A 21,698-nucleotide genomic window follows, 5' to 3' on the forward strand; every position below is an offset into this window, starting at 1 on the left:
GGCAATGTCGACGGGCGAGTTCATGCGGAAGTATGGGCTGAAGAAAGGAACACAGAAAACGCAGACGCAGGGGGCGGGCGGGCCCCTTGCGTCGGGGGGGGAACTTTCAACCGGCGAGTTTATGCAGACGTTCAACGCGAAGGCGGCGGAGCCGGTGCACCATTACGCGACGATGCATTTCGACGAGAAAAAGAAACAGAAGAAAACGCAGAACCCGGAACTGCCGAAGGGACTTTCATTCGGCGAGTACCTGAAGCTCGGCACGAAGGACGCAAAGGAATACTTAAACGCTATTGGCAACCTGCCGCGCACGATCTTCGACAAGACAATCGACACAGTGGACAACGCCGAAAAGGGTGTGGCCGACCTCGGGAAGCAAGTTACCGGCAAATGGGACAGCTCGGACATCCAGCGCTGGGCGGCGGAGAAAGAAGCGCCGGCACAGCCGGATGACAAAGAGACCGGGAAGGGTATGCTGTGGAAGGGCGTGACGCAGGCGGCAAACGGCTTTGCGCAGACGCTCGGCTGGCTGCCGGGCAACGCGCTGAAAGAATTGGGCTGGGAGAATAACCCCTTTTCCAACTTAGCAGAGGCGCAGCAGCAGATCGCGGACGCTGCGCAGGAATACTACGGCAAGAACATGCAGAACGGCACGAAGGGGCAGAAGATCGCAGACGAGATCGGCACGTCGACTGTAGCAGCACTGCCGCAGGCAATCATGGCGATGATGACAATGGGCGGGAGTGCGGAAGCGCAGCTTGCAACAGGCGGAGCAAGGGCTGCCGCGACACTGCCGGGCATCGTCGGAAACGCGAAAACTTCGGCAGTCACTGCGCAGCAGATGGCGCAGGCAATGGCGAAGGATCCGAACTTCTGGTTGGCGTTTTCACAGGTGGCCGGGCAGAACTACCAGGACGCAAAAGCGGACGGCGCATCGGATTGGGAAGCAAATGCGTTTGCCATGGCCAACGGGCTTGTGAACGCGGCGGCCGAAGTGGCCGGCGGTATTCAGAAGCTGCCGGGCGAGCTGCAGGTGAGTGAGAGCGCGCTGAAATCGTGGATCAAGTCGGCCGCGGAAGAAGGTCAGGAAGAAGTCGTGCAGGGCGTGCTGGAGCGCGCGCTGCAGAACCTGACCTACAACAAGGGGAACAAGGTGTTTTCGACGAAGGACGAGGACGCCGTGCTCAACCCCGTGACGGGCGCGAAGGAATTCGGACTCGGTATGACCGTCGGTGGCATCCTCGGCGGAGGACAGACGATTGTCGGAAAAACCGCAGGGCTTGCGCGCGGAGCGGCGGGGAACGTACAGGCCGACGTGCGGGAACTGCCGAAGGCGCAAACCGTTGAGGAAAACACGCAGGAAGCCAACAATTCAGCGACGGCGGCGCAGGTGACGGAAGTACGCGAACTGCCAGCGGAGCAGACAAGCGTGGAGACGCAGACAGCAGAAGCACGCGAGCTGCCAATGGGGCAGGTGAGTGCGGAGTCGCAGGTGCGGGAACTGCTGGGCGGCGAGGTGACGAACAGCAAGGCGGAGAGGATCCTTGCAAATGCCGAGCTCCGGACAGCGTTTGAAACTGTAACCGGCGAGACGTTGGCCGGAACCAAGGCGCAGCAGCGCGAGACCATCAAGCGAGCGGCAGAATCACAAAATGCGCAGATTTTGCAGCAGAATGCGCAAATTCAGCAAGTTCATTCACAAAATCAGGCGAAAATTGTGAATGAACCGGTTGCGAGCACGGCAAACGCGCAGGAAAGCGGCAATTTTGCAGATGTGCGGGGGCTGCCGTCTGCCGATACGCAGGTCAAAAGCAAAAATGAACGAACTTCGAAGGCTATGCCACTTTTGCCAGAGAGATCAGAAATCGCAGGCTCGCAGGGGCTTCCGGTGCGAGCAGATAATGCGGTGTACAAAGTGGTTGAGATACCACAGGAGAAAATCGACGAGATATCCGCGTATGTTGATTCTGTCGAAAGCGCTACGGCGAGAAAAAAATATAAGCGGATTATTAAAGACTTGTTCATGGGTAAGACCTTCAAGAATGCGAACACATTGGCGAACGGACTGTATTACGAAATCGGCATTGGCTCGAAGGGAATTGGCGAGATTATTTCGAGGCAGCCGGTAAGCGCTGATACATTGGCAATGCTGGAGCAGCTGGACGAAATTGTGGAAAATGCGAAGTGGATGGCAAGCGAGCCGTCAAAGCACACGGCGCGCCACTTGAAGAGGACAGACATTTTTGAAACGAAAGCCATGTTCGGAGAGCTGCCAGGCGTCGCAAGAATGCGTGTGAATGTGGGAGACCAGGGAAACAACCTGTACTATTTGACAAATGTAAAAACAGAGGCTTCAAACTCTCAACCGCGCAACAACGATCGTTGGAAACGCGGGATAGAGAGTGAAGCCTCTGCAAGTAATATGGTATCAGAATCGAAAAGAGATGTCAAGAGCACGCAGGCGAAAGAAAGCGCACGAACTGCGGCCGAAGGCTACGCACGCGAGCACGGACTGCTGACCGGAGAAAACACGAGCAGCTCGGCGGTGGAAGAAAACGCGCGCGTGATGCGCGAGGCGCAGGAGAACGAGGCGGAGCGGCAGGAACTGCGAGACACCCCTGTGGAGCCGGGCACGCACGCGGAAAGGATGGGCGTGAAGATCAGCCACCCGTTTGCGCCGATCACGAACGTGGACGACCTTGTAACAGAGGCGAAATACGCCAAAAAGGCGAGCCGGGACATCGAGAAGAAAATCCGGGAGCTGAACCCGGCACCGGCAGAGAAAGAATTTGCGCAGGGAATCGCAAAAGGGGCATCATTCGACAGCGCCGGGAACATCGTGGGCGGAACGTACACGGCGGAGCAGATACCGACGACCATGTCAAAGGAAAAGGTGACGCAGCTCGCGTACTACTACATGGCAAAAAACGACTACGCGGGCAAACTGATCCGGAGCCGCAAATACGCCGCGCAGCGGCAGTGGCAGGCAAAGCTGGAGGAGCTATTCGGGACACCAGATGACCGGAAACTACCGGGCGCGCTGAGTTTGCAGGTGAACACGATGCAGCGGAACGTGGAGAAAACATTCGGGAAGGAACTGGGAAAGAAAATCAACGAAGAGCTCTTCGACCCGATCCTCGAAAATTCCGCAGAAAAGATCCGCTTTATTAACCGGATGTTTGACCGCGTGCGCGGGTTCGACCTGAGCGAATCGGAGAGCGCGCTGGTGCAGCGAGTGATCGAAGGGACCGCGGTGGCGGACCAGGTGAGCAAGCTGGATCCGGATATGCGAAAGCGCGTGGCGGATGCGGCAACGAGTACGGACGTGAAGAAGACCGCTGCGGAAATGAACATTCCACGGGAGCAAATGGAGCTCGTGGAGCGGTACAAGGCGTGGCTGGACACGCAGGCAAGGCTGCAGGACGCGGACGTGGACGCAAAGAAAATCGAAGAAGCGGCGGCGGGATACAAAAAAGCATATAACGAATTCTACGACCTGATCAACGAATTCCTTGTGAGCCATGGGTATGATCCGATCGGCTATGTGAAAGGGTACGCCCCGCACATGCAGCCAGAGAAGGCGCAGGAGGGAACGGCAAAGTTCCTGAAACTGATTGGGATCGACGCGCAGGTGTCGGAGCTGCCGACGGCCATCGCTGGCAGGACGGATAGCTTCCGGCCAGGAAAGCAGTGGAACCCGTACTTCCTCGAACGCACGAAAACGAGCAACGATAACGTAGAATATGACGCAGTAGGCGGTTATGAATCCTACGTCAACTACATGGCGAATGTCCTATATCACACGGACGACATCATGAAGCTGCGCGAAATGTCCAAATACTTTCGCGGGAAGTATGCGCGGGATGGGATCAGCGACCGGATTGCGCAGGCGAGAGAGATGCACAATGCATCGCTGGAGCAGAAGATCGGATTCCTGGAATCGGCGGACCGGATCGCGGAGGGCACGCGCCTGACGGAGGAGCAGGCAGACGCGGCACTGGACAAATACATCGACAGCTTGTTTGAAAACATCAACGGAATGACGAAGTACGGGCAGTTCGTGTCCGTATTGGATGACTACACGAACAAGCTGGCGGGGAAGCAGACGAAGGTGGATCGCGTGTTTGAAGACAAGTTCGGGCGCAACTTCCTGAACCTCGGCAACAAGCTCTCGGCCATTTTCGGACAGAGCACCATCGTGGGCAATCTGTCGTCCGCACTGAACCAGACGGCACAGATCCCGATGCTGGCGGCAGAAGTCGGAGCGGGGAATGTCGCAGAAGCTGTCCGGGACATCGTGACCGGGGAGACGAAGGCGGACGGATGGGAAGGCGCAAGTGACTTCCTGACCGGTAAGCGGGGAATTGACCAGCTGACGGAAACTAAGGGGCTGGGGAAGGTGATGGACGTTGCCGCTATCCCGTTCGAAGCGGTGGACGACGTGGCCAGCCGCGTGATCGTGCGTGCAAAATACCTGCAGGAAGTGAAAAAGGGCGCAACGCATGAGAAAGCAATGAGGGCGGCGGATGAATATGCCAGCAGGATGGTGGGCAACCGCATCCAGGGCGCGAAGCCGATGGCGTTTGAGGACAAAAACGTTTTCTCGAAGGCGCTGACGACGTTCCAGCTCGAGGTTGCCAACGCATGGAGTCATATCTCGCACGACTTGCCGATGGAATTTCAGACGATGGCAAAGACGCAGGGGAAGACTGCAGCCGTGAAAAAGCTCTGCGGATTCGTGGCAAAGTACCTGCTGGAGGCATTCATCTTCAACCGACTGACGGAATGGCTCTACGGTGGAACGCCGGCGCCGTTCGACGTGATCGGATATGTGACCGGCGCTATCGGCGCAGGCGAGGGACTGAGCACGAACAAGTACTTGCTGACGGCGCTGGACAACGCGCTGGAAGCGGCGACCGGAGAACGGGAACTCGGAACGGAAAAGCCGGAGCAGAAATTTGACACGGAAGCGGCGTGGGACCAACTGCGGTATACAGCATCAGGCGACCTTCCGTTTATCTCAAATGCGCTTTCCATGGCGGGAGCAAGCGACAGCAACATGCCGCTGCCGACAGTTCCGGTAAATACGCTTTCCGATGCAAAAACCGCTGTGTTCGGGAAAGATGCGGACACGCGCAAAGACGCGGCGCAGAAGCTGGCGGAGGACGCACCGAAGGAGCTGAAGACATGGCTGCCGATGGGCAACCAGATCTATAAGACCGGAAAGGGCGTCGAGACGCTTGTGCGCGGCGGTGCATATTCCGGGTATGGAGACTCCGAGCGGCTGAAGTATCCTGTGGACACGAGCGGGCCGAAGGGCCTGCTGAAAGGCGCGCAGATGGTGCTGTTTGGGCCGAATGCGACGCAGGACGCGAACGAGTTCTATGCATCCGGCGACAGAAGCCTGACCGTAAAGCAGACGCAGGCGTATCGGGACATCGTCGCCAGCGGGGCGGATAAAAAGACCGTGTACGAAACCATGCAGGCCGTGCGCAGTGTGGATGACGACGACCCGGAGGCGGCGGCAAAAGCAAAGCGCGACGCGATCCGCAACGCGGATCTGCCGGACAGATACAAACAGCAGATCTATTCGGCCATGATCGGCGACGGAAAGGACGTGAAGTTCAGCGCGCTGCGATCGGAAAAAATGTCGTGGGACAGCATCATGGATTGCTACGACGTTTACGACCGGATCAACCGGGACAACGAGAAAGCGTCCGTAAAGGCGGTCGAGTTTGCAGCGGAGGTGGATCGCATGAACCTTTCTGACGCCCAGAAGACGGCCGTGAAAAGCAATCTGGTGTTTTACTCCGGAGTGCAGGCAAAGGCCGAAACGTATGAGAAAATCACCGGAGCGGGCGTCAGCACGAGCGAGGCGGAAACACTCGCGCGCACGATTGGAGCACTGACCCCGGAGAAAGGCGCGGACAGCGTGACCGCTATGCAGAAATACAAAGCAATCGTTAACAGCGGCGTTTCCGATGCGACGGCAGCGGCGGCCGTGCAGGCGATCATGCCGGATTCCATCGCCGTGAAATTCTCGGCGGTGCGCCAGTGGAACGTGCCGGCGGAGAAATACGTTGAAGTGTATGAAGCAACGGAGGGAATCAAAGAAAAGTACGGCAAGACATCTCTGAACGCAGGCATGGCAAAAGCGGCGATCGACTCCGTGAGCGGCTTGACGCAGGAGCAGCGCGCGGCGCTGTGGCAAATTCAGAACAAGAGCTGGAAGCCGTATAAAAACCCGTACTCTACTGCGGTGGGCAGCAGTGTACGGGCAAGGCTGGAGAGCGGGACGGTGACAAACAGCCTTCCGACGGGCACAAGCAGGGCGGCCGGGGCGCTCGGGTTGCCGAGGTGATGGCGGTTGACAAAAGCGGAGGATGAACTTATAATAAAGCCAGCCTCGCGGAAGGGAGGGCGGTAAACTCTCCTTATATGCTGAACACAGCATCTACACACCGCGACGGCTATATGCTGATATATCGACGTTTTTAAAGGCTTCAAATCCCTCCTTCTCCGCCAAAAACAAGACGCCGGTCATCGGCGTCTTGTTTCTCTATCTGCATATCTGGAGAGTTACCGAAGCGGTCATAACGGGGCGGTCTTGAAAACCGTTAGGCGGCAACGCCACAGGGGTTCGAATCCCTTACTCTCCGCCATGAGTCCACCGTGATTTTGGATCACGGTGGACTTTTTCCATGCCTGAAAACCGCTTGAGATCAGGGGCTTTCGGCTATTTCAGCTTATAACAAATCCCCGCTGCGGAGCGATTCTGCGGCGGGAATTCGTACAGCCGAAACAGAACTGAATTTTGATCATCTGCTCGAGTTCGCGGTTTTTTGTCCGGCCCTCGTATTCCGCGATGTAGCCGAGCTTATCCAATAGCGTCTGGTCGATGCGCAGCGTGTATCGGCTCAGGTTGTCTTTCATTTTGTCGTCCCTCCGTGACGAAGTATTGGCGAAATTCTAGCGTCATATGGTTGCAAAATGCAGAAATGACGCATATTTGACGCATAACGGTAAGCGCGAATGAGCGTTCTATACAGAACCGCACTTTGTATGTGTGTGCCTTTCCGTTAGAACGCAGATTTTTCCGGTACGCCTTGTAATCCGGCGATCGTGTGCGCTATAATCGACACACTATGAGGGCTTGCCTGTCGAATACACAGACCACTACAAGTGCCCATGAAAGGAGAAATCATTATGAATCCCAGACTTTCCACCAAAATCCTGCGTCCCGACTTTCAGGGCGAGTTTACGGCAAGCATTCTTGCGGCAGCGGCGTCGCCTGACCTGATCTCTTTCGCGGGCGGTCTGCCGAACCCGGTCTCGTTCCCGGTCGAGGCGATGGACAAGGCTACGCACAAAGTGCTGGAGAAAAACGGCGTCATGGCGCTGCAGTACAGCGGCACGCAGGGCTATCTGCCGCTGCGCGAGTGGGTCGCCAAGCGCTATGAGACGATGGGCGTCTACGGTGTGACGGCCGACGACATTATCATCACCAACGGCTCGCAGCAGGTGCTGACGATGATCGGCGCGTGCATGCTCGACCCTGGCGACAAGATCATCGTCGAGAACCCGACCTATCTCGTCGCGCTGCAGTCGTTCCACTTCTTCGATCCCGAGGTCCTGCCCGTGACCATCAACCCCGACGGCATCGACTGCGACGAGCTGGCGGCGACCGTGCAGGCCAACCCGGACGTGAAATTTGCCTACGTCATCCCGAACTTCCAGAACCCCACCGGCCTGAGCTACAGCAAGGAAGTGCATGACCGCGTTGTGGAGATCTTCAAGGGCACGGACATCGTCGTGCTGGAGGACAACCCGTACCGTGAGCTGCGCTTTTCCGGCACTGCGACCGACAGCTTCGGCAAGGAGCTGGGCGAGCAGTGCTGCATGCTCGGCACGTTTTCCAAGATCGTTGCCCCCGGTATGCGCATCGGCTGGGTGTGCGTGCGCAACAAGGCGCTGCGCGAAAAGCTCCTGAGCTACAAGGCGACTGCCGACCTGCACACCAACATCTTCTCGCAGCTCGTTCTGGCGCAGTACCTCGCTGACAACGACATTGACGCGCACATCGAGAAGACGAAGGTGCTCTACAAGCACAAAGCGGAGCTGATGATGGACTGCATGCGCAAGTATCTCCCGGAGGGCGTGGAGTTCACGCCGACGGAGGGCGGCATGTTCCTGTGGGCCAAGCTGCCGAACGGCATGTCCGCGGTCGACCTTTACCGCGTCGCGCTCGCCAGGGGCGTTGCCATCTGCCCGGGCGACCCGTTCTATGAAAAGGAACGCAACGTCAGCACGTTCCGCATCAATTACTCCAACAGCAGCGACGAGGTCATCGAAAAGGGCATCCGCATCCTCGGCGAAGCCTGCGCGGAGCTGATCGCGAAGAAAGGCAACTGATCCAAAGCAAGATAACCAAACAGCCGCACCGTGAGGCCACGGTGCGGCTGTTTTTATACGTAGGACTTCGTTCTGCGCATGTCGAGCACCAGCTCGGGATCGTCCGCGCGCATCCGCTCGAGAATGCCGTCCAGCGCATCCGGGTCACGCGCGAGCGCGTCCAGCTCCGGCTGCGTGAGACCGACGAGCTGCAAAAACGCAACTCTTCCGTGCACCGTCTCGATCGGGGCGACGGTCGTGTCGCTGACGATGGCCAGCCCCGTGATGGCCGAGTTCAGCTCCGGGTGCAGGGAGCTGCCGTCGCCGGGGATGTACGCGCCCGGCTCGAAGAAATTGCCGGTCTGATACGTGTAGCGCGCCAGCTGGGCCAGCAGGTCGAGCGCCCACGTGCCGGTCTCGGCATAGCTCTCGCGCACCTTCATGGTCATTTCATAGCCCCATTTGCTGTACTCGGTGCCGAAGGCCGCCATGCTCGGGTACAGCTCGCTCATGCCGTAGGTGACGATGTGCTGATAGCCCTTGCCCGTGTCGTAGACGGCGAAGCCGTCGAGATATTCGTCGCCGCCGAAGGCCGCGCGGTCGTGCAGCTCGCTCTCGAAGCACACCGGCTCCGTTTTGGGGTAGCGCCTGGCAAAGGCCGCCTCGATCGCGTCCCGGCCGGGGGCCCAGTCGGGGTGCTTTTTCATCCGCTTTGCGTATTCTTCTCTCGTCATGTTGTGTCCGCCTTTCGTCGATTTACTCCAGTGCTTCGTGCACGGAAAAATGGTTCTTGTGGTAGGTCAGCAGCCCCTCGCGCTGCATCCGCGACAGCTCGCTGCACATGGCGCTGCGGTCCACGCCCAGATAGTCGGCTAGCTGCTGGCGGTTGTAGGGAATGTCAAAGCTGTACTGTCCGGCGCGCTTGACGCACTCGGAAAAGTACGACATGAGTCGGGCGCGGATGCCCTTCGGCGTTGTGTGCAGGATGCGCTGCGAGAGCTGCAGGTTCTTGGCCGCGCACACGGTCAGCAGGTTTTGAATGAGCTTGGCGTGAAACGGGCAGGCGTTCGTGCACGTCGTGAGCACCTTGCCGATGTTCAAAAACAGCACCTCGGTGTCCTCCGAAGCGGTCACGCTGATGAGCAGCGGCTCGCCCGGGATGCAGGCATAGGGCTCGGCAAACACTTCGCCCGGGCCGACGTGGCCGAGCAGACTGTGGCTGCCCCAGACGTCGTCGTAGCCGATCATGGCCATGCCGGTGAGCACCATGCCGAGCTGCTCGGTCGGCGTGCCCTCGGCGAGAATGGTCTCGCCCCGGTCGTAATGCTTTTGTGCCGCGCCGAGACATTGCAGCAGCAGCGGCAGTTCATCGCTGCCAATGCCGCGAAAGAGGCGCGTGTTGGATAGCATGATGTTCATTTTTTTGCTCCATTTGTTGTTCTGACAACGGATTTGTGGGTCTTATTATGCTATCTTATGCACAGAAAGTCAAGACCGCCGGGCGGGGGCCCGGACGATTTTTGGAAAGGGAAGGGATATTATGATCCGTAAGATCATCCACATTGACGAAGAAAAGTGCAACGGCTGCGGCGCGTGCGCGACGGCCTGCCACGAGGGGGCTATCGGCATCGTGAACGGCAAGGCCAAGCTCCTGCGCGACGATTACTGCGATGGTTTCGGCGACTGCCTGCCCGCCTGCCCGATGGATGCCATCCATTTTGTCGAGCGCGAAGCGGCGGCGTATGACGAGGCGGCCGTGCAGGCCAACAAGCGCAAAAAGCAGGTGCAGGCCGCACATGCCGCGCACGCCGGCGGCTGCCCCGGCCACCAGATGCATCGCTTCCAGTGTGAAGAGCCGGCCGCGGCAGCGACGCCGGCGGCACAGCCGTCGCAGCTCGGCCAGTGGCCGTGCCAGATCAAGCTCGTGCCGGTCAACGCGCCGTACTTTCAGGGCGCGAAGCTGCTCATTGCGGCCGACTGCACGGCGTATGCCTACGCGAACATGCACAGTGAGTTCATGAAAGGGAAGATCACGCTCATCGGCTGCCCGAAGCTCGATGCGGTGGATTACACCGACAAGCTCACGGAGATCATCCGGGGCAACGACATTCAGAGCGTGACCATCGTGCGCATGGAGGTGCCGTGCTGCGGCGGGCTCGAGCACGCGGCGCGGGAGGCGCTGCGCGCGAGCGGAAAGTTCCTGCCATGGCAGGTCGTCACGATCTCGATCGACGGGAAGATCCTCGACCGCTGAGCGCGTTTTTCCGGCCCTGCCCGCGCACGCGGGCAGGGCCGGAAAAAGTATTTTTCCTCTTGTGAAAAATATGCGACAAGAGGGTTGACAAATCCAAAAATATCTGTATAATATCATTTGTTCGTAGCGGAATTGTGTAATGGTAGCACACCGGACTCTGACTCCGTTTGTGAGGGTTCGAATCCTTCTTCCGCTGCCAACAGAAACGCCCTTGTCCATGACAAGGGCGTTTTTTTATCCCACAATGCAAGGAGAGAATTCGCTATGCAGGTGGAATCCTGTGTGCAGGACGGGAAAACCGTCGCGGTCATCACCGGAACGGAGCTGGTGCCCACCGGCGCGCAGTCGGCGCTCGATCTCATCATGACGCGCGCTATGAGACGGACACCAGCCTCATCGCAATCGAAAGAGCTGCGGTTGCGCGTCTGGTGCGTGCGGATGCGTTATCTGTGTATAGAAAAAGCCTCTGCCGGCCGGCAGAGGCTTTTTCCGTTTCGTGCGCTGCTTATTTGTCCAGATAGCTGGTCAGCAGCTCCTGCAGCAGCTCATCGCGGTCAAGGCGGCAGATGAGACTGCGGGCGTTGTTGTAGTTGGTGATATACGTCGGATCCTCTGAGAGGATGTAGCCGACGAGCTGGTTGATGGGGTTGTACCCTTTGACAACAAGGGAATGATACACGGAAGTGAGGATCTCCTTCATTTCTGTTTTGTTGTCGATCGCATTAAACCGTCTGGTTGCGTCTTCCATGCGAAGCCCTCCCTTACACAAGTTCTTGTGTTCATTATACCAAAAAACACAAGACTGTAAAGTCAATTTCCCAACTGTTTTCAAAAAAAGTTCTGAAATATTTCTTAAAATATTCCAAATCTCGACGCCGCTCAGCGGATGGTCGCGTTGAAAGTCTCCTTGAGCGCCTTGAGAACGCTCTGCATGGTCTCCTCGGCGTGGTCGTCGGTGAGCGTCTGGTCGTCGGCGCGCAGCGTCAGCGAGAAGGCAACGCTCTTGTAGCCGACCGGGATCGGCGCGCCGGTGTACACGTCGAACAGCTCGCAGCCCTTGAGGTACTGCCCACCGGCGGCGAGGATGCACGCCGAGAGCTTGGCGACCGGGATATCGGCGGCGCAGACGATGGCGATGTCGCGCGTCACGGCCGGGAAGCGCGGCAGCGGCGTGTAGACCGGGGTCGCGCCGCGGGCGGCGAGCAGTTCGCCGAGCCACAGCTCCGCCGTGTAGAGCTCCGCGTCCACGCCGTAGTTCGCCGCGGCGAGCGGATGGATCTGGCCGAGCACGCCCAGCAGCTTGCCGCCGGCATAGACCTTCGCGCAGCGGCCGGGGTGATAGGACGGATTGTCGTGCTCCGCCTCAAACGTCACGTCCGTGATGCGCAGACCGGCGAGGATGCGCTCGACCGCGCCCTTGAGCTGGAAGAAGTCCATGCCGCCGCCGTAGCCGCCGAGGCACAGCAGCTTCGGCTCGTCGGCCATGCCGTCCGGGCGGGCGAAGTAGACCTTGCCGATCTCATAGAGACGCACGGCCTTGTTGCGGTAGTTATAGTTGCGCGTGAGGATCTCGAGCATGGACGGCAGGATGGTCGTGCGCATGATGGAGGTGTCCTCGCCGAGGGGGTTGAGGATCTTCATGGAGTCGCGCAGCGGGGAGTCCGCCGGCAGACGGATCTTGTCATAGTACGACGGGCTGATGAACGAGTAGGTGATGATCTCGCTGTAGCCGAGCGCGCGGGCCATGGTGCCGATGCTGCGCTCCGCCTTCTGCGCGTCGGTGTAGCCGCCGCTGGTGGTCTGGCCGCGCATGAGCGTGCAGGGGATGTTGTTGTAGCCGTAGAAGCGGGCAATCTCTTCGGCGATGTCGGAGTAGTGCTCCACGTCGCCGCGCCAGGACGGGACGATGATCGTGTCGCCGTCGAGCTCGAAGCCGAGCGCGAGCAGGATGCGGCGCATCTCCGCCTCGGACACGTCCGTGCCGAGCAGGCCGTTGACCTTGTCCGGCTCGAGCTTCACGGTCTTGGGCACGATGGGCTCGGGCAGCACGTCGATGGTGCCGCGCATCACCTCGCCGCAGCCGAGCAGCTCCACGAGTTCGCACGCGCGGTCAACGGCCGCGACGGTGTTCATCGGGTCGAGGCCCTTCTCAAAGCGGCCGGAGGCCTCCGTGCGCATACCGAGCGCGGCGGCCGTGCGGCGGATGCTCGTACCGTTGAAGTTTGCGCCCTCAAAGACGACCATGGCCGTGTCGCCAACGATCTCGGAGTTGGCGCCGCCCATGACGCCGGCCACCGCGACGGGCTTTTCCTCGTCGCAGATGCACAGCATGTTCGGCGTGAGCTTACGCGCGTTGCCGTCGAGCGTCTGGATGGTCTCGCCCTCGCGCGCGGTGCGCACGATGATCTGCTTGCCGCCGATGCACGAGAAGTCGAAGGCGTGCATGGGCTGGCCGTATTCGAGCATGACGTAGTTGGTAATGTCAACGATGTTGTTGATCGGGCGCACGCCGCTGTTACGCAGGCGCTCGCGCATCCACGCCGGGGACGGCGCGATCTTGACGTTGCGCACCATGCGCGCGGTGTAGCGCGGGCAGAGCGCCGGATCGTCGATGCGGATGCTGACGTGGTCGTGGATGTCCTCGCCGCTGCCGGGGACGTCGGGCGTGTGCAGGCGGAGGGGCTTGTCAAACGTCACGGCGGCCTCGCGCGCCAGACCGATCACGGACAGGCAGTCCGGGCGGTTCGGCGTGATCTCAAACTCGACCACGTGGTCGTCCATGCCGATGACGGCGGCAATGTCGTCGCCGGGCTTCACGCCGTCCTCCTGCATGACCCACAGGCCATCCTCGATGGCATAGGGGTAGTCATGCAGCGTCAGGCCGAGCTCCTTGAGCGAGCACATCATGCCGTTGGAGAGCTCACCGCGCAGCATACCGGCATGGATCTCCTTGCCGTCGGGCAGGAGCGAGCCGTCGAGCGCGACGGGCACCATGTCGCCGACCTTCTGGTTCTGCGCGCCGGTCACGATCTGCAGCGGTTCGCTGCCGCCGACATCGACCTGGCAGACCCACATATGGTCGGAGTTCGTGTGGCGCACCATCTCCACGATGCGGCCCGCGACAACATTCTGAATGTTCTTGTGCAGGTCCGTGAACGTTTCCACTTTGGAGCCGGAGAGGGTCATTGCCTCGGAAAAGTCGTGGTCGGCCCAGGCCGAGCAGTCTACGAATTCATTGAGCCATTTTCTGCTTAAAATCATGGTAGCCTCTCCTTTCTCAGAACTGCTGCAGGAAGCGCACGTCGTTTTCGAAGATCAGACGCAGGTCGCTGATCTTGAACCGGCGCATCGCCAGACGCTCCAGGCCCATACCGAAGGCCCAGCCGGAGTAGACGTCCGTGTCGATGCCGCAGCCCTCGAGCACCTTCGGATGGATCATGCCGGCGCCGAGGATCTCGATCCAGCCCTCACCCTTGCAGGTGGGGCAGCCCTTGCCGCCGCACTTGTGGCACTGCACGTCCATCTCGCAGCTCGGCTCTGTGAACGGGAAGTGGTGCGGACGGAAGCGGGTGACGGTGTTCTCACCGTAGAGCTTTTTCACGAGCGTGTTGAGCGTGCCCTTCAGGTCCGCCATCGTGACGCCCTTGTCGATGACCATGCCCTCGATCTGGTGGAACATGGGCGAGTGCGTGGCGTCCACCTCATCCTTGCGGTAGACGCGGCCAGGGGCGACCATGCGGATCGGCAGCGGCTTGCTCTCCATGGCGCGCACCTGCATCGGGGAGGTCTGCGTGCGCAGGAGGATGCTGCTGTCCTCGGTCAGATAGAACGTGTCCGACCACTCGCGGGCAGGGTGGCCCTCGCTGGTGTTGAGCTTGGTGAAGTTGTATTCGGCCTCTTCGATCTCGGGGCCTTCGAGGATCTCGAAGCCCATGCCGACGAAGATGTCCTTAATCTCATCGAGCACGATATACATCGGGTGCTGGTGGCCGAGCTCCGGCGCTTTTCCGGGCATGGTCACATCGAGCGTCTCGGCCTTGAGGCGCATCTCGAGCATGCGGGCGTTGAGCGCCTCGCGGCGCTGGTCGAGCGCTTCCTCAAGCTCGGCGCGCACCTGGTTTGCCAGCTGGCCCATGGCCGGGCGCTCCTCCGCCGACAGGCGGCCCATCTGCTTGAGGATGGCGGTCAGCTCACCCTTTTTGCCGAGGTACTTCACGCGCAGGTTTTCCAGCGCGGTGATGTCGTCCGCCTGCAAAATGGCGGCGACGGAAGCCTCGCGCAGCTTCTGCAGCATTTCTTTCATGCAAACAACTCCTCCGTTGCAAGATTTTCGTGGTTCGTTGCGTTCCTTGCTGGATCGCGGACAAAAAAAGATCCTCCCGTCCCGCATACAGGGACGAAAGGAAACTTCCGCGGTACCACCCGAATTCGGCGCGTGCGCGCCGCACTCTGTGCGCGGTAACGGGCGGACCCGCCGGGGATTGGCCGGAGCTCACGGGCGAACAAAGCACGTTTCTCGCAGGGCGCTCTCAGCCGGCGGCGTCCCTCTCTGGCGCGGAACCTTGGTGCTATTTTCCCGATCCAAGCAATAAACTCAATAACAAAGCTATTTATACCACACTTTGCAGCACAAATCAATGTAAAAGGGGAAGAAAATTTGACGCGGCGCGCCGAAAACGTTATAATAATCGGAGAAAAATCACCCCTTTTCCGTCCGGGAGGCAAGCTATGCATCGCATTGCACCCTGCGCGCCGTATTTGCCGCGGCGTGCGTCCGATACCAACAAATATGACTACGGCCGTGTGCTCATCGTCGGCGGCTGCATCGGCTATACCGGCGCGCCGACGCTGTGCGCCCGGGCGGCCCTGCGCTGCGGCGCCGGGCTGGTGTCCGTCGGCGTGCCGGAGGCGATCTATGCCGTCACTGCCGTGAAAAACGACGAGGCGATGCCGTTTCCGCTGCCGTCGGCGGAGGGGAAGCTCGCGCGCGACGCCCTGCCGGTGCTGCTCGAGCGGCTGGAAAAGAGCGATGTGTGCGTGCTCGGGCCGGGCCTCGGCCGGAATGACACGCTCACGGCGCTGGTGCAGGCGGTCGTTATGCAGTCCGGCACACCGCTCGTGCTCGATGCCGACGCGCTCTTTGCCGTCGCGCAGGACGCGGCGGTGCTCGAGCGCGCCCGCGCGCCCATCGTGCTCACGCCGCACGATGGGGAGTTTGCCCGTCTGGCCGGGCCGGATAAAACCGGCAGGGCGGAGGCGGCGTCCGATTTTGCCGTCCGGCACGGCTGCACGGTCGTGCGCAAAGGGCCGGAGACGGTCTGCGCATTCCCCGACGGGGACGCGGCGGTGCTGCGCGTTGGCAACCCCGGTATGGCCAAGGGCGGCAGCGGCGATGTATTGGCGGGTATGCTCGGTGCGCTGCTGTGCCAGATGCCCGCGCGCGACGCGGTGCAGACCGCCGTCTGGCTGCACGGCCGGGCGGGTGATCTCTGCGCCGGGCGCATGGGCGAATATGCGATGAACCCGACCGATGTGATCGCGGCCCTGCCGGAGGTCACAAAACCCATCATCCGATAGGAGGCAGTATGCAGCGCAAAGCGATCGCTGCACTGATGATAAGCCTGCTGCTGTTGTCCGCGTGCGGACACGGCGCGGGAGAACAGACGTTTGAAGCCTTTCGTGACACGCTCACGGGCAAGCTCGTCACCGTGACGGCGCAGGTGCGCGTCCAGCGCGGCGACACGGTCACGGACTACACGCTCACCTGTCAGGAGCTGCCGGACGGCTATGACCTCACGGTCACGGCGCCGGAGCAGGCGGCCGGTGTCACGGCCCATCTGCGCGACGGGGCGAGCGCGCTCGCCTTTGATGACATTATCCTCCCGGCGGGCGACCTCAACGGCGCGGGTCTGACGCCGCTGACGGCGCTGCCCTATGTGGTGCAGGCCATCCGCAGCGGCTATGTCGACCTGACGTGGACGGAGGACGGGCTGCAGGTCGTGCAGCTCATCACGGACGATCATACCGCCGTGCGTCTGTATCTGGACGGCACGGTACCGCAGTGCGCGGAGCTGTCGGTCGATGACACGCTCTGTCTGCGCTGCACCATGGAAAACTGGAATCTGGAACAAGGAAGTATGAACGATGAATCGCAAGATCCGAACCTGGGTAGAGATCAGTCTCAATGATCTGGAACACAATTATCGTGAGATCAGCAGCCGCCTGCCGGACGGCTGCCAGATGCTCGGCGTCTGCAAGGCCAATGCCTACGGCCACGGCGCGGTGCGCGTGGCGCAGCGGCTGCAGCGGGCGGGCTGCCAGTGGGTGGCCGTCAACTGCTATGACGAGGCCGAGGAGCTGCGCGCCGCCGGCGTGACGATGAACATCCTGCTGCTCGGCCCGCAGTCGGCGAATATCGCGGTCGATCTGGCCACGCTCGGCGTGACGCAGGCGGTCGGCAGCATCGAATATGCGCGCGAGCTCAACCGCTTTCTCGCCGGCACCGGCCTGCGTCTGGACGCGCACATGAAGCTCGAGACCGGCATGGGCCGCACGGGCTTTGACGTACACGACGACAGCCACCTCGACGAGATGATCGAGGCGCTCTCGCTGCCGCACCTGAACTTCACGGGCGTGTTCACGCACTTTGCCGTCTCGGACGAAAACGGCGACCCGTACACGCAGCTGCAGTTTTCGCGATTTACGCACGCGATCGAGCGCATGGAGCAGGCGACCGGCCACCATTTCGCCATCCGCCATTGCGCCAACAGCGGCGCCGTCATCAACTATCCCGAGATGCACCTCGACATGGTGCGCCCCGGCCTGCTGCTCTACGGCGTGTTCCCGGCCAAAGAGACCGCCGGGCTCGACCTGCGCCCGGCCATGTCGCTCTACAGCCGCGTGTCCGATGTGACGCATCACCACAAGGGCGACACGATCAGCTACGGCCGCACGTTCACCTGCCCGCGGGATATGCGCCTGGCCGTGCTGCCGGTCGGTTATGCCGACGGGCTGCTGCGCAGCCTCTCCGGCAAGGGCGACGTGCTGCTGCACGGTCAGCGCGCGCCGCAGGTCGGCCGCATCTGCATGGATATGTGCATGGTCGACGTCACGGACATCCCCGAGGTGCAGCCCGGCGACGTGGCCACGATCTTTGGCCGTGACCTCTCGGTGGCCGAGCAGGCGGACAAGGCCGGCACCATCCCGTATGAGCTGCTGTGTGCCATGAGTCAGCGCGTGCAGCGCGTGTACATCGACTGAAGTATAAATTTCGCTCCGATGGCGAAAATAACTGTGCCCCTACATATCGACCGGGGCAAATATTCCATCGGAGATGAAAGCTATGCATCCAGTTCGACGCGGAGATATCTATTATGCCGACCTCAGTCCGGTGGTCGGCAGCGAGCAGGGCGGTATGCGCCCCGTGCTCATCATTCAAAACGACACCGGCAACCGCCACAGCCCGACGGTGATCGCCGCCGCGATCACGTCGCAGACCGGCAAGGCCAACCTGCCCACGCACATCTCGCTCGCAGCGCGCAGCTGCGGCCTGACGCGCGACAGTGTGATTCTGCTCGAGCAGGTGCGCACGCTCGATAAGTCGCGCCTGCGCGAGCGCATGGGCCGCCTGGACGAGCCTGCGATGCATCAGGTGGACAACGCGATCGCCGTGAGCTTTGGACTGCCGCAGTAAACACCCACGCCATCAAACGGAGGGACGGTTATGAAGAAAAAGACACTGACCACCATCATCCTCATCGTCGCGCTCGCCATGGTCGCCGCCGTGACCGTGTATGCCGTCGCAAACTACGGCACAAAGGAAGACCCGCTCGTCACATCCAGCTACCTGCAGGATGTGGTGCAGCCGCGCATGGAGGACGCCTACCGCTCCACGCTCGACGGGGAAGTCCGCGAGATGGAAGATCAGTTTGCCGACCAGGTCGCCGCTGCGGGCGGGTCGTATGTGCTCGTGACGCTCGAAAGCGGCCAGACGCTCACCGGCCGCGCCGGCACGGAGCTCCTCATGCGCACGGGCACTGCCGCCGTGACGCAGAGCGCCGCCATTGACCTCACGACCGGCGAGAGCGCCGCCGTTGGGGCAAAGCTGACGGAAAATCACCTGTACCTCGTGCAGGCCGACGGCGCCGGCATTCAGGCGACCGCCGACACCACCGTCATGGTGCGCGGCGGCTACAGCGTCGGCTGACTCTGGTTCTAAATCCGTCACTCCCGCGCATAGTCTGGTGCGGGAGTGATTTTTTATGCCTGATTATCCGATCCTGCAGCAAAACAAGCCCATCGGCACGTTGACCGTGACGCAGGCCGGGCTCTTCACAGTGTTTTCCGCGCGGGCAAAGGCGGATGCCGACCGCCTGCGGCTCGCCGTGTGCGGCGAGCAGGCGCGCGCGTATCTCGGCCTGATGCTGCCGGACGGGAGCGGATGGCTCACGCTGCGCAAGCGGCTCACGCGGCTCGAGCGCGCGCGCCTGCCGGATCCGATCCTGTTTGCGGCCGACGAGACATGGGACATTCCGGACGCACCGGCCCGGACGCCCGCTCCGCCGCAGGCACAAAAGTCCGCGCCGGACGACGGGCTTGACGTGCTCTGGTATTCTGCGCCGGACGGCGTGCTGACCACATTTGACGGCAAGCGGATGCTCATTGCCATCCCGGCGGACACGCCAAATCTGCCGCGCGGCGCCGAGACCGTGCTGCGCGAGATCGACGGCCGGCCATACCTCATTTTTCCGCGCTGAATTGCAATTCCGGCGCCGGCGTGGTATACTCATGGCAAGAAAAAACACAAAGGAGCATATCGGCGATGAGAATGAGCGATCTGATCGTGAAAAAGCGCGACGGGCAGGCCCTCACGACGGAGGAGATCCGTTATATGATCGACGGCTACAGCCGCGGTGAGATCCCGGATTATCAGATGTCCGCCATGACGATGGCCATCTATTTCCGCGGCATGGACCGGCGCGAGACGCTGGATCTGACCATGGCCATGATGCACAGCGGCGAGACGCTGGATCTATCGGGTGTGTCCGGCGTCAAGGCGGACAAACACTCGACCGGCGGCGTGGGTGACAAGACCTCGCTCGTGCTCGTGCCGATGGTGGCGAGCCTCGGCGTGAAGATGGCGAAGATGTCCGGCCGCGGCCTCGGCCACACGGGCGGCACGCTTGACAAGCTCGAGAGCATTCCGGGCTTCAACATCAACCTGCCCATGGAGCGGTTTCTGGAGAATGTGGACCGCGTCGGCATGGTCATCGCCGGTCAGACGGCGAACCTCGACCCCGCGGACAAGAAGCTCTATGCCCTGCGCGACGTGACCGGCACCGTGGCGAGCATCCCGCTCATTGTCAGCAGCATCATGTCCAAGAAGCTGGCCGCCGGCGCGGATATCATCGTGCTGGACGTCAAGTGCGGCAGCGGTTCATTTATGAAGACGCTGGACGATGCGCGCGAGCTCGCGACCGAGATGGTCGAGATCGGCAAAATGGCCGGCCGCAAGACGGTCGCCGTCATCACGGACATGGACGAGCCGCTCGGCCACGCCGTCGGCAACGCGCTTGAGGTCAAGGAGGCCATCGCGGCGCTGCGCGCGGAATACAAGAGCGAGCTGCTCGAGCTGTGCCTGACGCTCGGCAGCTGCATCCTCACGCAGGCGGGCATGGCGGCCGACGATGCGGCGGCCCGCGCCATGCTGGAGCAGACGATCACGGACGGTTCGGCGCTCAAAAAGCTGGCCGAGTTTGTCGCGGCGCAGGACGGCGATCCGGCCGCGATCTATGACCCGTCGCGCCTGCCCATGGCGCCGGTGCAGATGGAGGTGCCGTCCCCGGCGAGCGGCTATGTGCGCCACATCGCAGCGACGGACGTGGGCCTCGTGTCCATGCGCCTCGGCGGCGGCCGTGCGACGAAGGACAGCGTGATCGACCACAGCGTCGGCATTGTCCTGCGCAAGAAGGTGGACGAGCCGGTCACGGCAGGGGAGTCGCTTGCGACGATCCACGCGGCCGATGAGGCAGCCGCCCGCAGGGCGGTCGCAGAGCTCGCCGCCTGCTACACGATCACCCCGGACGCGCCCCCGGCGGAGCCGTTCATCAAGGCAATCATTCGCTGAAGACAACAAAAATCCCGGAGCTGCTGCTCCGGGATTTTTCTATACATAGGTTACGGGTAAGCGTGCGTGCGCAGATAGGTCATCCATGCCTTCATGCCCTCGGCGTTCAGGTGCATGCCGTCGCCGTCCTGATAGGACTGCGGCAGGAATCCGTCGTCCCCGACGAGGCCGCTGGCCATGTCGAGATACTTCACGCTGTTGCTCTCCGCGGCCGCGGCGATCCAGCCGTTGACCTTCTGGATGAGCTCGTTCGTGATGTCCTCGTATTGGTAGTTCGACGCGATCGGCGTCAGCGAGCAGCAGATGATCTTTGTGTCCGGGCTCTTGGCCTTGACGGCGTTGATGAGCGTGGTGTAGACGGATTTGATCTGATCCTCATTCGTCATGGAAATGTTGTCCGCGCTCGGGCAGATGACGAGATAGGCGGGCTTGTTGACCTCGCAGATCTCATCCGCGGGCACATTGTTGCCGGTCACGGGGGATTTGTACTTTGCCGTGTCGAGCGAGGAGGCGGGCAGAGAACCGGTGTCCGGTATCCAGACCTGCTTGGCGGCGTCCTTGCCGGTGAGCATCGACTCCGACTGCAGCACCTTCAGCGACTTGTCGCCCAGGAAATAGATCTGGTCGACATAGGTGCTGCCCTTGTCCTCCGTCTGCGCGAGCGCGGCGGACGACTGGATGGGCGAGATCGGATTTGCCTGCGGCGTCGGCGTCGGCGTTTCGGTGACGGCCGGTGTGGCTTCCGCCTTCGGCGAGCCGGTATTGCCAACGGCGTTGGTAAACACCAGCACGACGGCCACCAGCGCCAGACACAGCAAAATAGCGCCTGACCAGAAGGTGTACATCATGTTTTTGTTCGTGTTTTTCATCGGGATCCCTCGCTTCCGGATAGACAAAAGAAGCCCGATGAAGGGCTTCTTTTGCAGT

General features: G+C 61.1%; 17 protein-coding genes and 2 tRNA genes. 12 read left to right on the forward strand and 7 right to left on the reverse strand.

Annotated elements, in window-relative coordinates:
* Positions 1-121 precede the first annotated feature (121 nt).
* Both OGM61_06195 and OGM61_06200 read left to right on the forward strand, forming a co-directional pair.
* Positions 122-6,361 carry a hypothetical protein gene (locus tag OGM61_06195; GenBank protein UYI83460.1) on the forward strand — a complete coding sequence of 2,080 codons (6,240 nt, stop codon included), beginning with the start codon at positions 122-124 and terminating at the stop codon, positions 6,359-6,361.
* 212 nt (positions 6,362-6,573) lie between these two features.
* Positions 6,574-6,662 (forward strand) — tRNA-Ser (locus OGM61_06200).
* A gap of 79 nt (positions 6,663-6,741) precedes the next feature.
* On the opposite strand, the gene OGM61_06205 is transcribed toward OGM61_06200, so the two are convergent.
* Positions 6,742-6,933, reverse strand: coding sequence for a hypothetical protein (locus tag OGM61_06205; protein UYI83461.1), 192 nt, complete (start codon positions 6,931-6,933; stop codon positions 6,742-6,744).
* Between the two features lie 273 nt (positions 6,934-7,206).
* On the opposite strand from OGM61_06205, the gene OGM61_06210 reads away from it, so the two are divergent.
* Positions 7,207-8,412: a PLP-dependent aminotransferase family protein gene (locus OGM61_06210; protein UYI83462.1), complete on the forward strand. Its 1,206-nt coding sequence runs from the start codon at positions 7,207-7,209 to the stop codon at positions 8,410-8,412.
* Between the two features lie 53 nt (positions 8,413-8,465).
* On the opposite strand, the gene OGM61_06215 is transcribed toward OGM61_06210, so the two are convergent.
* Positions 8,466-9,125, reverse strand: a complete 660-nt coding sequence (locus OGM61_06215) for a suppressor of fused domain protein (protein UYI83463.1) — start codon at positions 9,123-9,125, stop codon at positions 8,466-8,468.
* A gap of 22 nt (positions 9,126-9,147) precedes the next feature.
* The gene (locus tag OGM61_06220) at positions 9,148-9,804 is read right to left on the reverse strand and encodes a Crp/Fnr family transcriptional regulator (protein UYI85567.1); all 657 of its coding nucleotides are present in this window, start codon (positions 9,802-9,804) and stop codon (positions 9,148-9,150) included.
* Between the two features lie 127 nt (positions 9,805-9,931).
* On the opposite strand from OGM61_06220, the gene OGM61_06225 reads away from it, so the two are divergent.
* Both OGM61_06225 and OGM61_06230 read left to right on the forward strand, forming a co-directional pair.
* Entirely contained in the window at positions 9,932-10,645 is a 714-nt protein-coding gene (locus OGM61_06225) for a 4Fe-4S binding protein (GenBank protein ID UYI83464.1), read from the forward strand.
* A gap of 125 nt (positions 10,646-10,770) precedes the next feature.
* A tRNA-Gln gene (locus tag OGM61_06230) sits at positions 10,771-10,844 on the forward strand.
* 306 nt (positions 10,845-11,150) lie between these two features.
* Here the strand turns inward: OGM61_06230 and OGM61_06235 are convergent.
* The 3 genes from OGM61_06235 to pheS all read right to left on the reverse strand — a co-directional run bounded on the left by OGM61_06235 (position 11,151) and on the right by pheS (position 14,948).
* Positions 11,151-11,393: an IreB family regulatory phosphoprotein gene (locus OGM61_06235; GenBank protein UYI83465.1), complete on the reverse strand. Its 243-nt coding sequence runs from the start codon at positions 11,391-11,393 to the stop codon at positions 11,151-11,153.
* A gap of 131 nt (positions 11,394-11,524) precedes the next feature.
* A complete protein-coding gene (gene pheT / locus OGM61_06240; GenBank protein ID UYI83466.1) occupies positions 11,525-13,906 on the reverse strand; it encodes a phenylalanine--tRNA ligase subunit beta in 2,382 nt (793 codons plus the stop codon).
* Between the two features lie 16 nt (positions 13,907-13,922).
* Complete coding sequence (pheS, locus tag OGM61_06245; protein ID UYI83467.1) at positions 13,923-14,948, reverse strand: phenylalanine--tRNA ligase subunit alpha; 1,026 nt, start codon at positions 14,946-14,948, stop codon at positions 13,923-13,925.
* Between the two features lie 425 nt (positions 14,949-15,373).
* Here pheS and OGM61_06250 point away from each other — a divergent pair, with 425 nt between their 5' ends.
* The 7 genes from OGM61_06250 to OGM61_06280 all read left to right on the forward strand — a co-directional run bounded on the left by OGM61_06250 (position 15,374) and on the right by OGM61_06280 (position 20,771).
* Positions 15,374-16,222 carry an NAD(P)H-hydrate dehydratase gene (locus OGM61_06250; GenBank protein UYI83468.1) on the forward strand — a complete coding sequence of 283 codons (849 nt, stop codon included), beginning with the start codon at positions 15,374-15,376 and terminating at the stop codon, positions 16,220-16,222.
* Positions 16,223-16,230: 8 nt separating this feature from the next.
* A complete protein-coding gene (locus OGM61_06255; protein ID UYI83469.1) occupies positions 16,231-16,833 on the forward strand; it encodes a hypothetical protein in 603 nt (200 codons plus the stop codon).
* Positions 16,790-17,905: an alanine racemase gene (alr, locus tag OGM61_06260; GenBank protein UYI83470.1), complete on the forward strand. Its 1,116-nt coding sequence runs from the start codon at positions 16,790-16,792 to the stop codon at positions 17,903-17,905. The genes OGM61_06255 and alr overlap by 44 nt, the downstream gene beginning before the upstream one ends.
* Positions 17,906-17,987: 82 nt before the next feature.
* The gene (locus OGM61_06265) at positions 17,988-18,338 is read left to right on the forward strand and encodes a type II toxin-antitoxin system PemK/MazF family toxin (protein UYI83471.1); all 351 of its coding nucleotides are present in this window, start codon (positions 17,988-17,990) and stop codon (positions 18,336-18,338) included.
* Positions 18,339-18,368: 30 nt separating this feature from the next.
* Positions 18,369-18,851: a hypothetical protein gene (locus OGM61_06270; protein UYI83472.1), complete on the forward strand. Its 483-nt coding sequence runs from the start codon at positions 18,369-18,371 to the stop codon at positions 18,849-18,851.
* 55 nt (positions 18,852-18,906) lie between these two features.
* Positions 18,907-19,401, forward strand: coding sequence for a hypothetical protein (locus OGM61_06275; protein ID UYI83473.1), 495 nt, complete (start codon positions 18,907-18,909; stop codon positions 19,399-19,401).
* A gap of 65 nt (positions 19,402-19,466) precedes the next feature.
* Positions 19,467-20,771: a pyrimidine-nucleoside phosphorylase gene (locus tag OGM61_06280; protein UYI83474.1), complete on the forward strand. Its 1,305-nt coding sequence runs from the start codon at positions 19,467-19,469 to the stop codon at positions 20,769-20,771.
* 50 nt (positions 20,772-20,821) lie between these two features.
* Here OGM61_06280 and OGM61_06285 read toward each other — a convergent pair whose 3' ends face one another.
* Positions 20,822-21,640, reverse strand: a complete 819-nt coding sequence (locus OGM61_06285) for an SGNH/GDSL hydrolase family protein (protein ID UYI83475.1) — start codon at positions 21,638-21,640, stop codon at positions 20,822-20,824.
* Between the last annotated feature and the right edge of the window lie 58 nt (positions 21,641-21,698).

The sequence above is a fragment of the Clostridiales bacterium genome, from assembly GCA_025757645.1.
Classification (GTDB): Bacteria; Bacillota; Clostridia; order Oscillospirales; family Oscillospiraceae; genus CAG-103.

Excerpts from the sequence above, each read along its gene's own strand:
- OGM61_06195 (UYI83460.1), top strand. The coding sequence starts at position 122 with ATGCAGACGTTCAACGCGAAGGCGGCGGAGCCGGTGCACCATTACGCG.
- OGM61_06205 (UYI83461.1), bottom strand. The coding sequence starts at position 6,933 with ATGAAAGACAACCTGAGCCGATACACGCTGCGCATCGACCAGACGCTA.
- OGM61_06210 (UYI83462.1), top strand. The coding sequence starts at position 7,207 with ATGAATCCCAGACTTTCCACCAAAATCCTGCGTCCCGACTTTCAGGGC.
- OGM61_06215 (UYI83463.1), bottom strand. The coding sequence starts at position 9,125 with ATGACGAGAGAAGAATACGCAAAGCGGATGAAAAAGCACCCCGACTGG.
- OGM61_06225 (UYI83464.1), top strand. The coding sequence starts at position 9,932 with ATGATCCGTAAGATCATCCACATTGACGAAGAAAAGTGCAACGGCTGC.
- OGM61_06235 (UYI83465.1), bottom strand. The coding sequence starts at position 11,393 with ATGGAAGACGCAACCAGACGGTTTAATGCGATCGACAACAAAACAGAA.
- pheT (UYI83466.1), bottom strand. The coding sequence starts at position 13,906 with ATGATTTTAAGCAGAAAATGGCTCAATGAATTCGTAGACTGCTCGGCC.
- pheS (UYI83467.1), bottom strand. The coding sequence starts at position 14,948 with ATGAAAGAAATGCTGCAGAAGCTGCGCGAGGCTTCCGTCGCCGCCATT.
- OGM61_06250 (UYI83468.1), top strand. The coding sequence starts at position 15,374 with ATGCATCGCATTGCACCCTGCGCGCCGTATTTGCCGCGGCGTGCGTCC.
- OGM61_06255 (UYI83469.1), top strand. The coding sequence starts at position 16,231 with ATGCAGCGCAAAGCGATCGCTGCACTGATGATAAGCCTGCTGCTGTTG.
- alr (UYI83470.1), top strand. The coding sequence starts at position 16,790 with ATGAATCGCAAGATCCGAACCTGGGTAGAGATCAGTCTCAATGATCTG.
- OGM61_06265 (UYI83471.1), top strand. The coding sequence starts at position 17,988 with ATGCATCCAGTTCGACGCGGAGATATCTATTATGCCGACCTCAGTCCG.
- OGM61_06270 (UYI83472.1), top strand. The coding sequence starts at position 18,369 with ATGAAGAAAAAGACACTGACCACCATCATCCTCATCGTCGCGCTCGCC.
- OGM61_06275 (UYI83473.1), top strand. The coding sequence starts at position 18,907 with ATGCCTGATTATCCGATCCTGCAGCAAAACAAGCCCATCGGCACGTTG.
- OGM61_06280 (UYI83474.1), top strand. The coding sequence starts at position 19,467 with ATGAGAATGAGCGATCTGATCGTGAAAAAGCGCGACGGGCAGGCCCTC.
- OGM61_06285 (UYI83475.1), bottom strand. The coding sequence starts at position 21,640 with ATGAAAAACACGAACAAAAACATGATGTACACCTTCTGGTCAGGCGCT.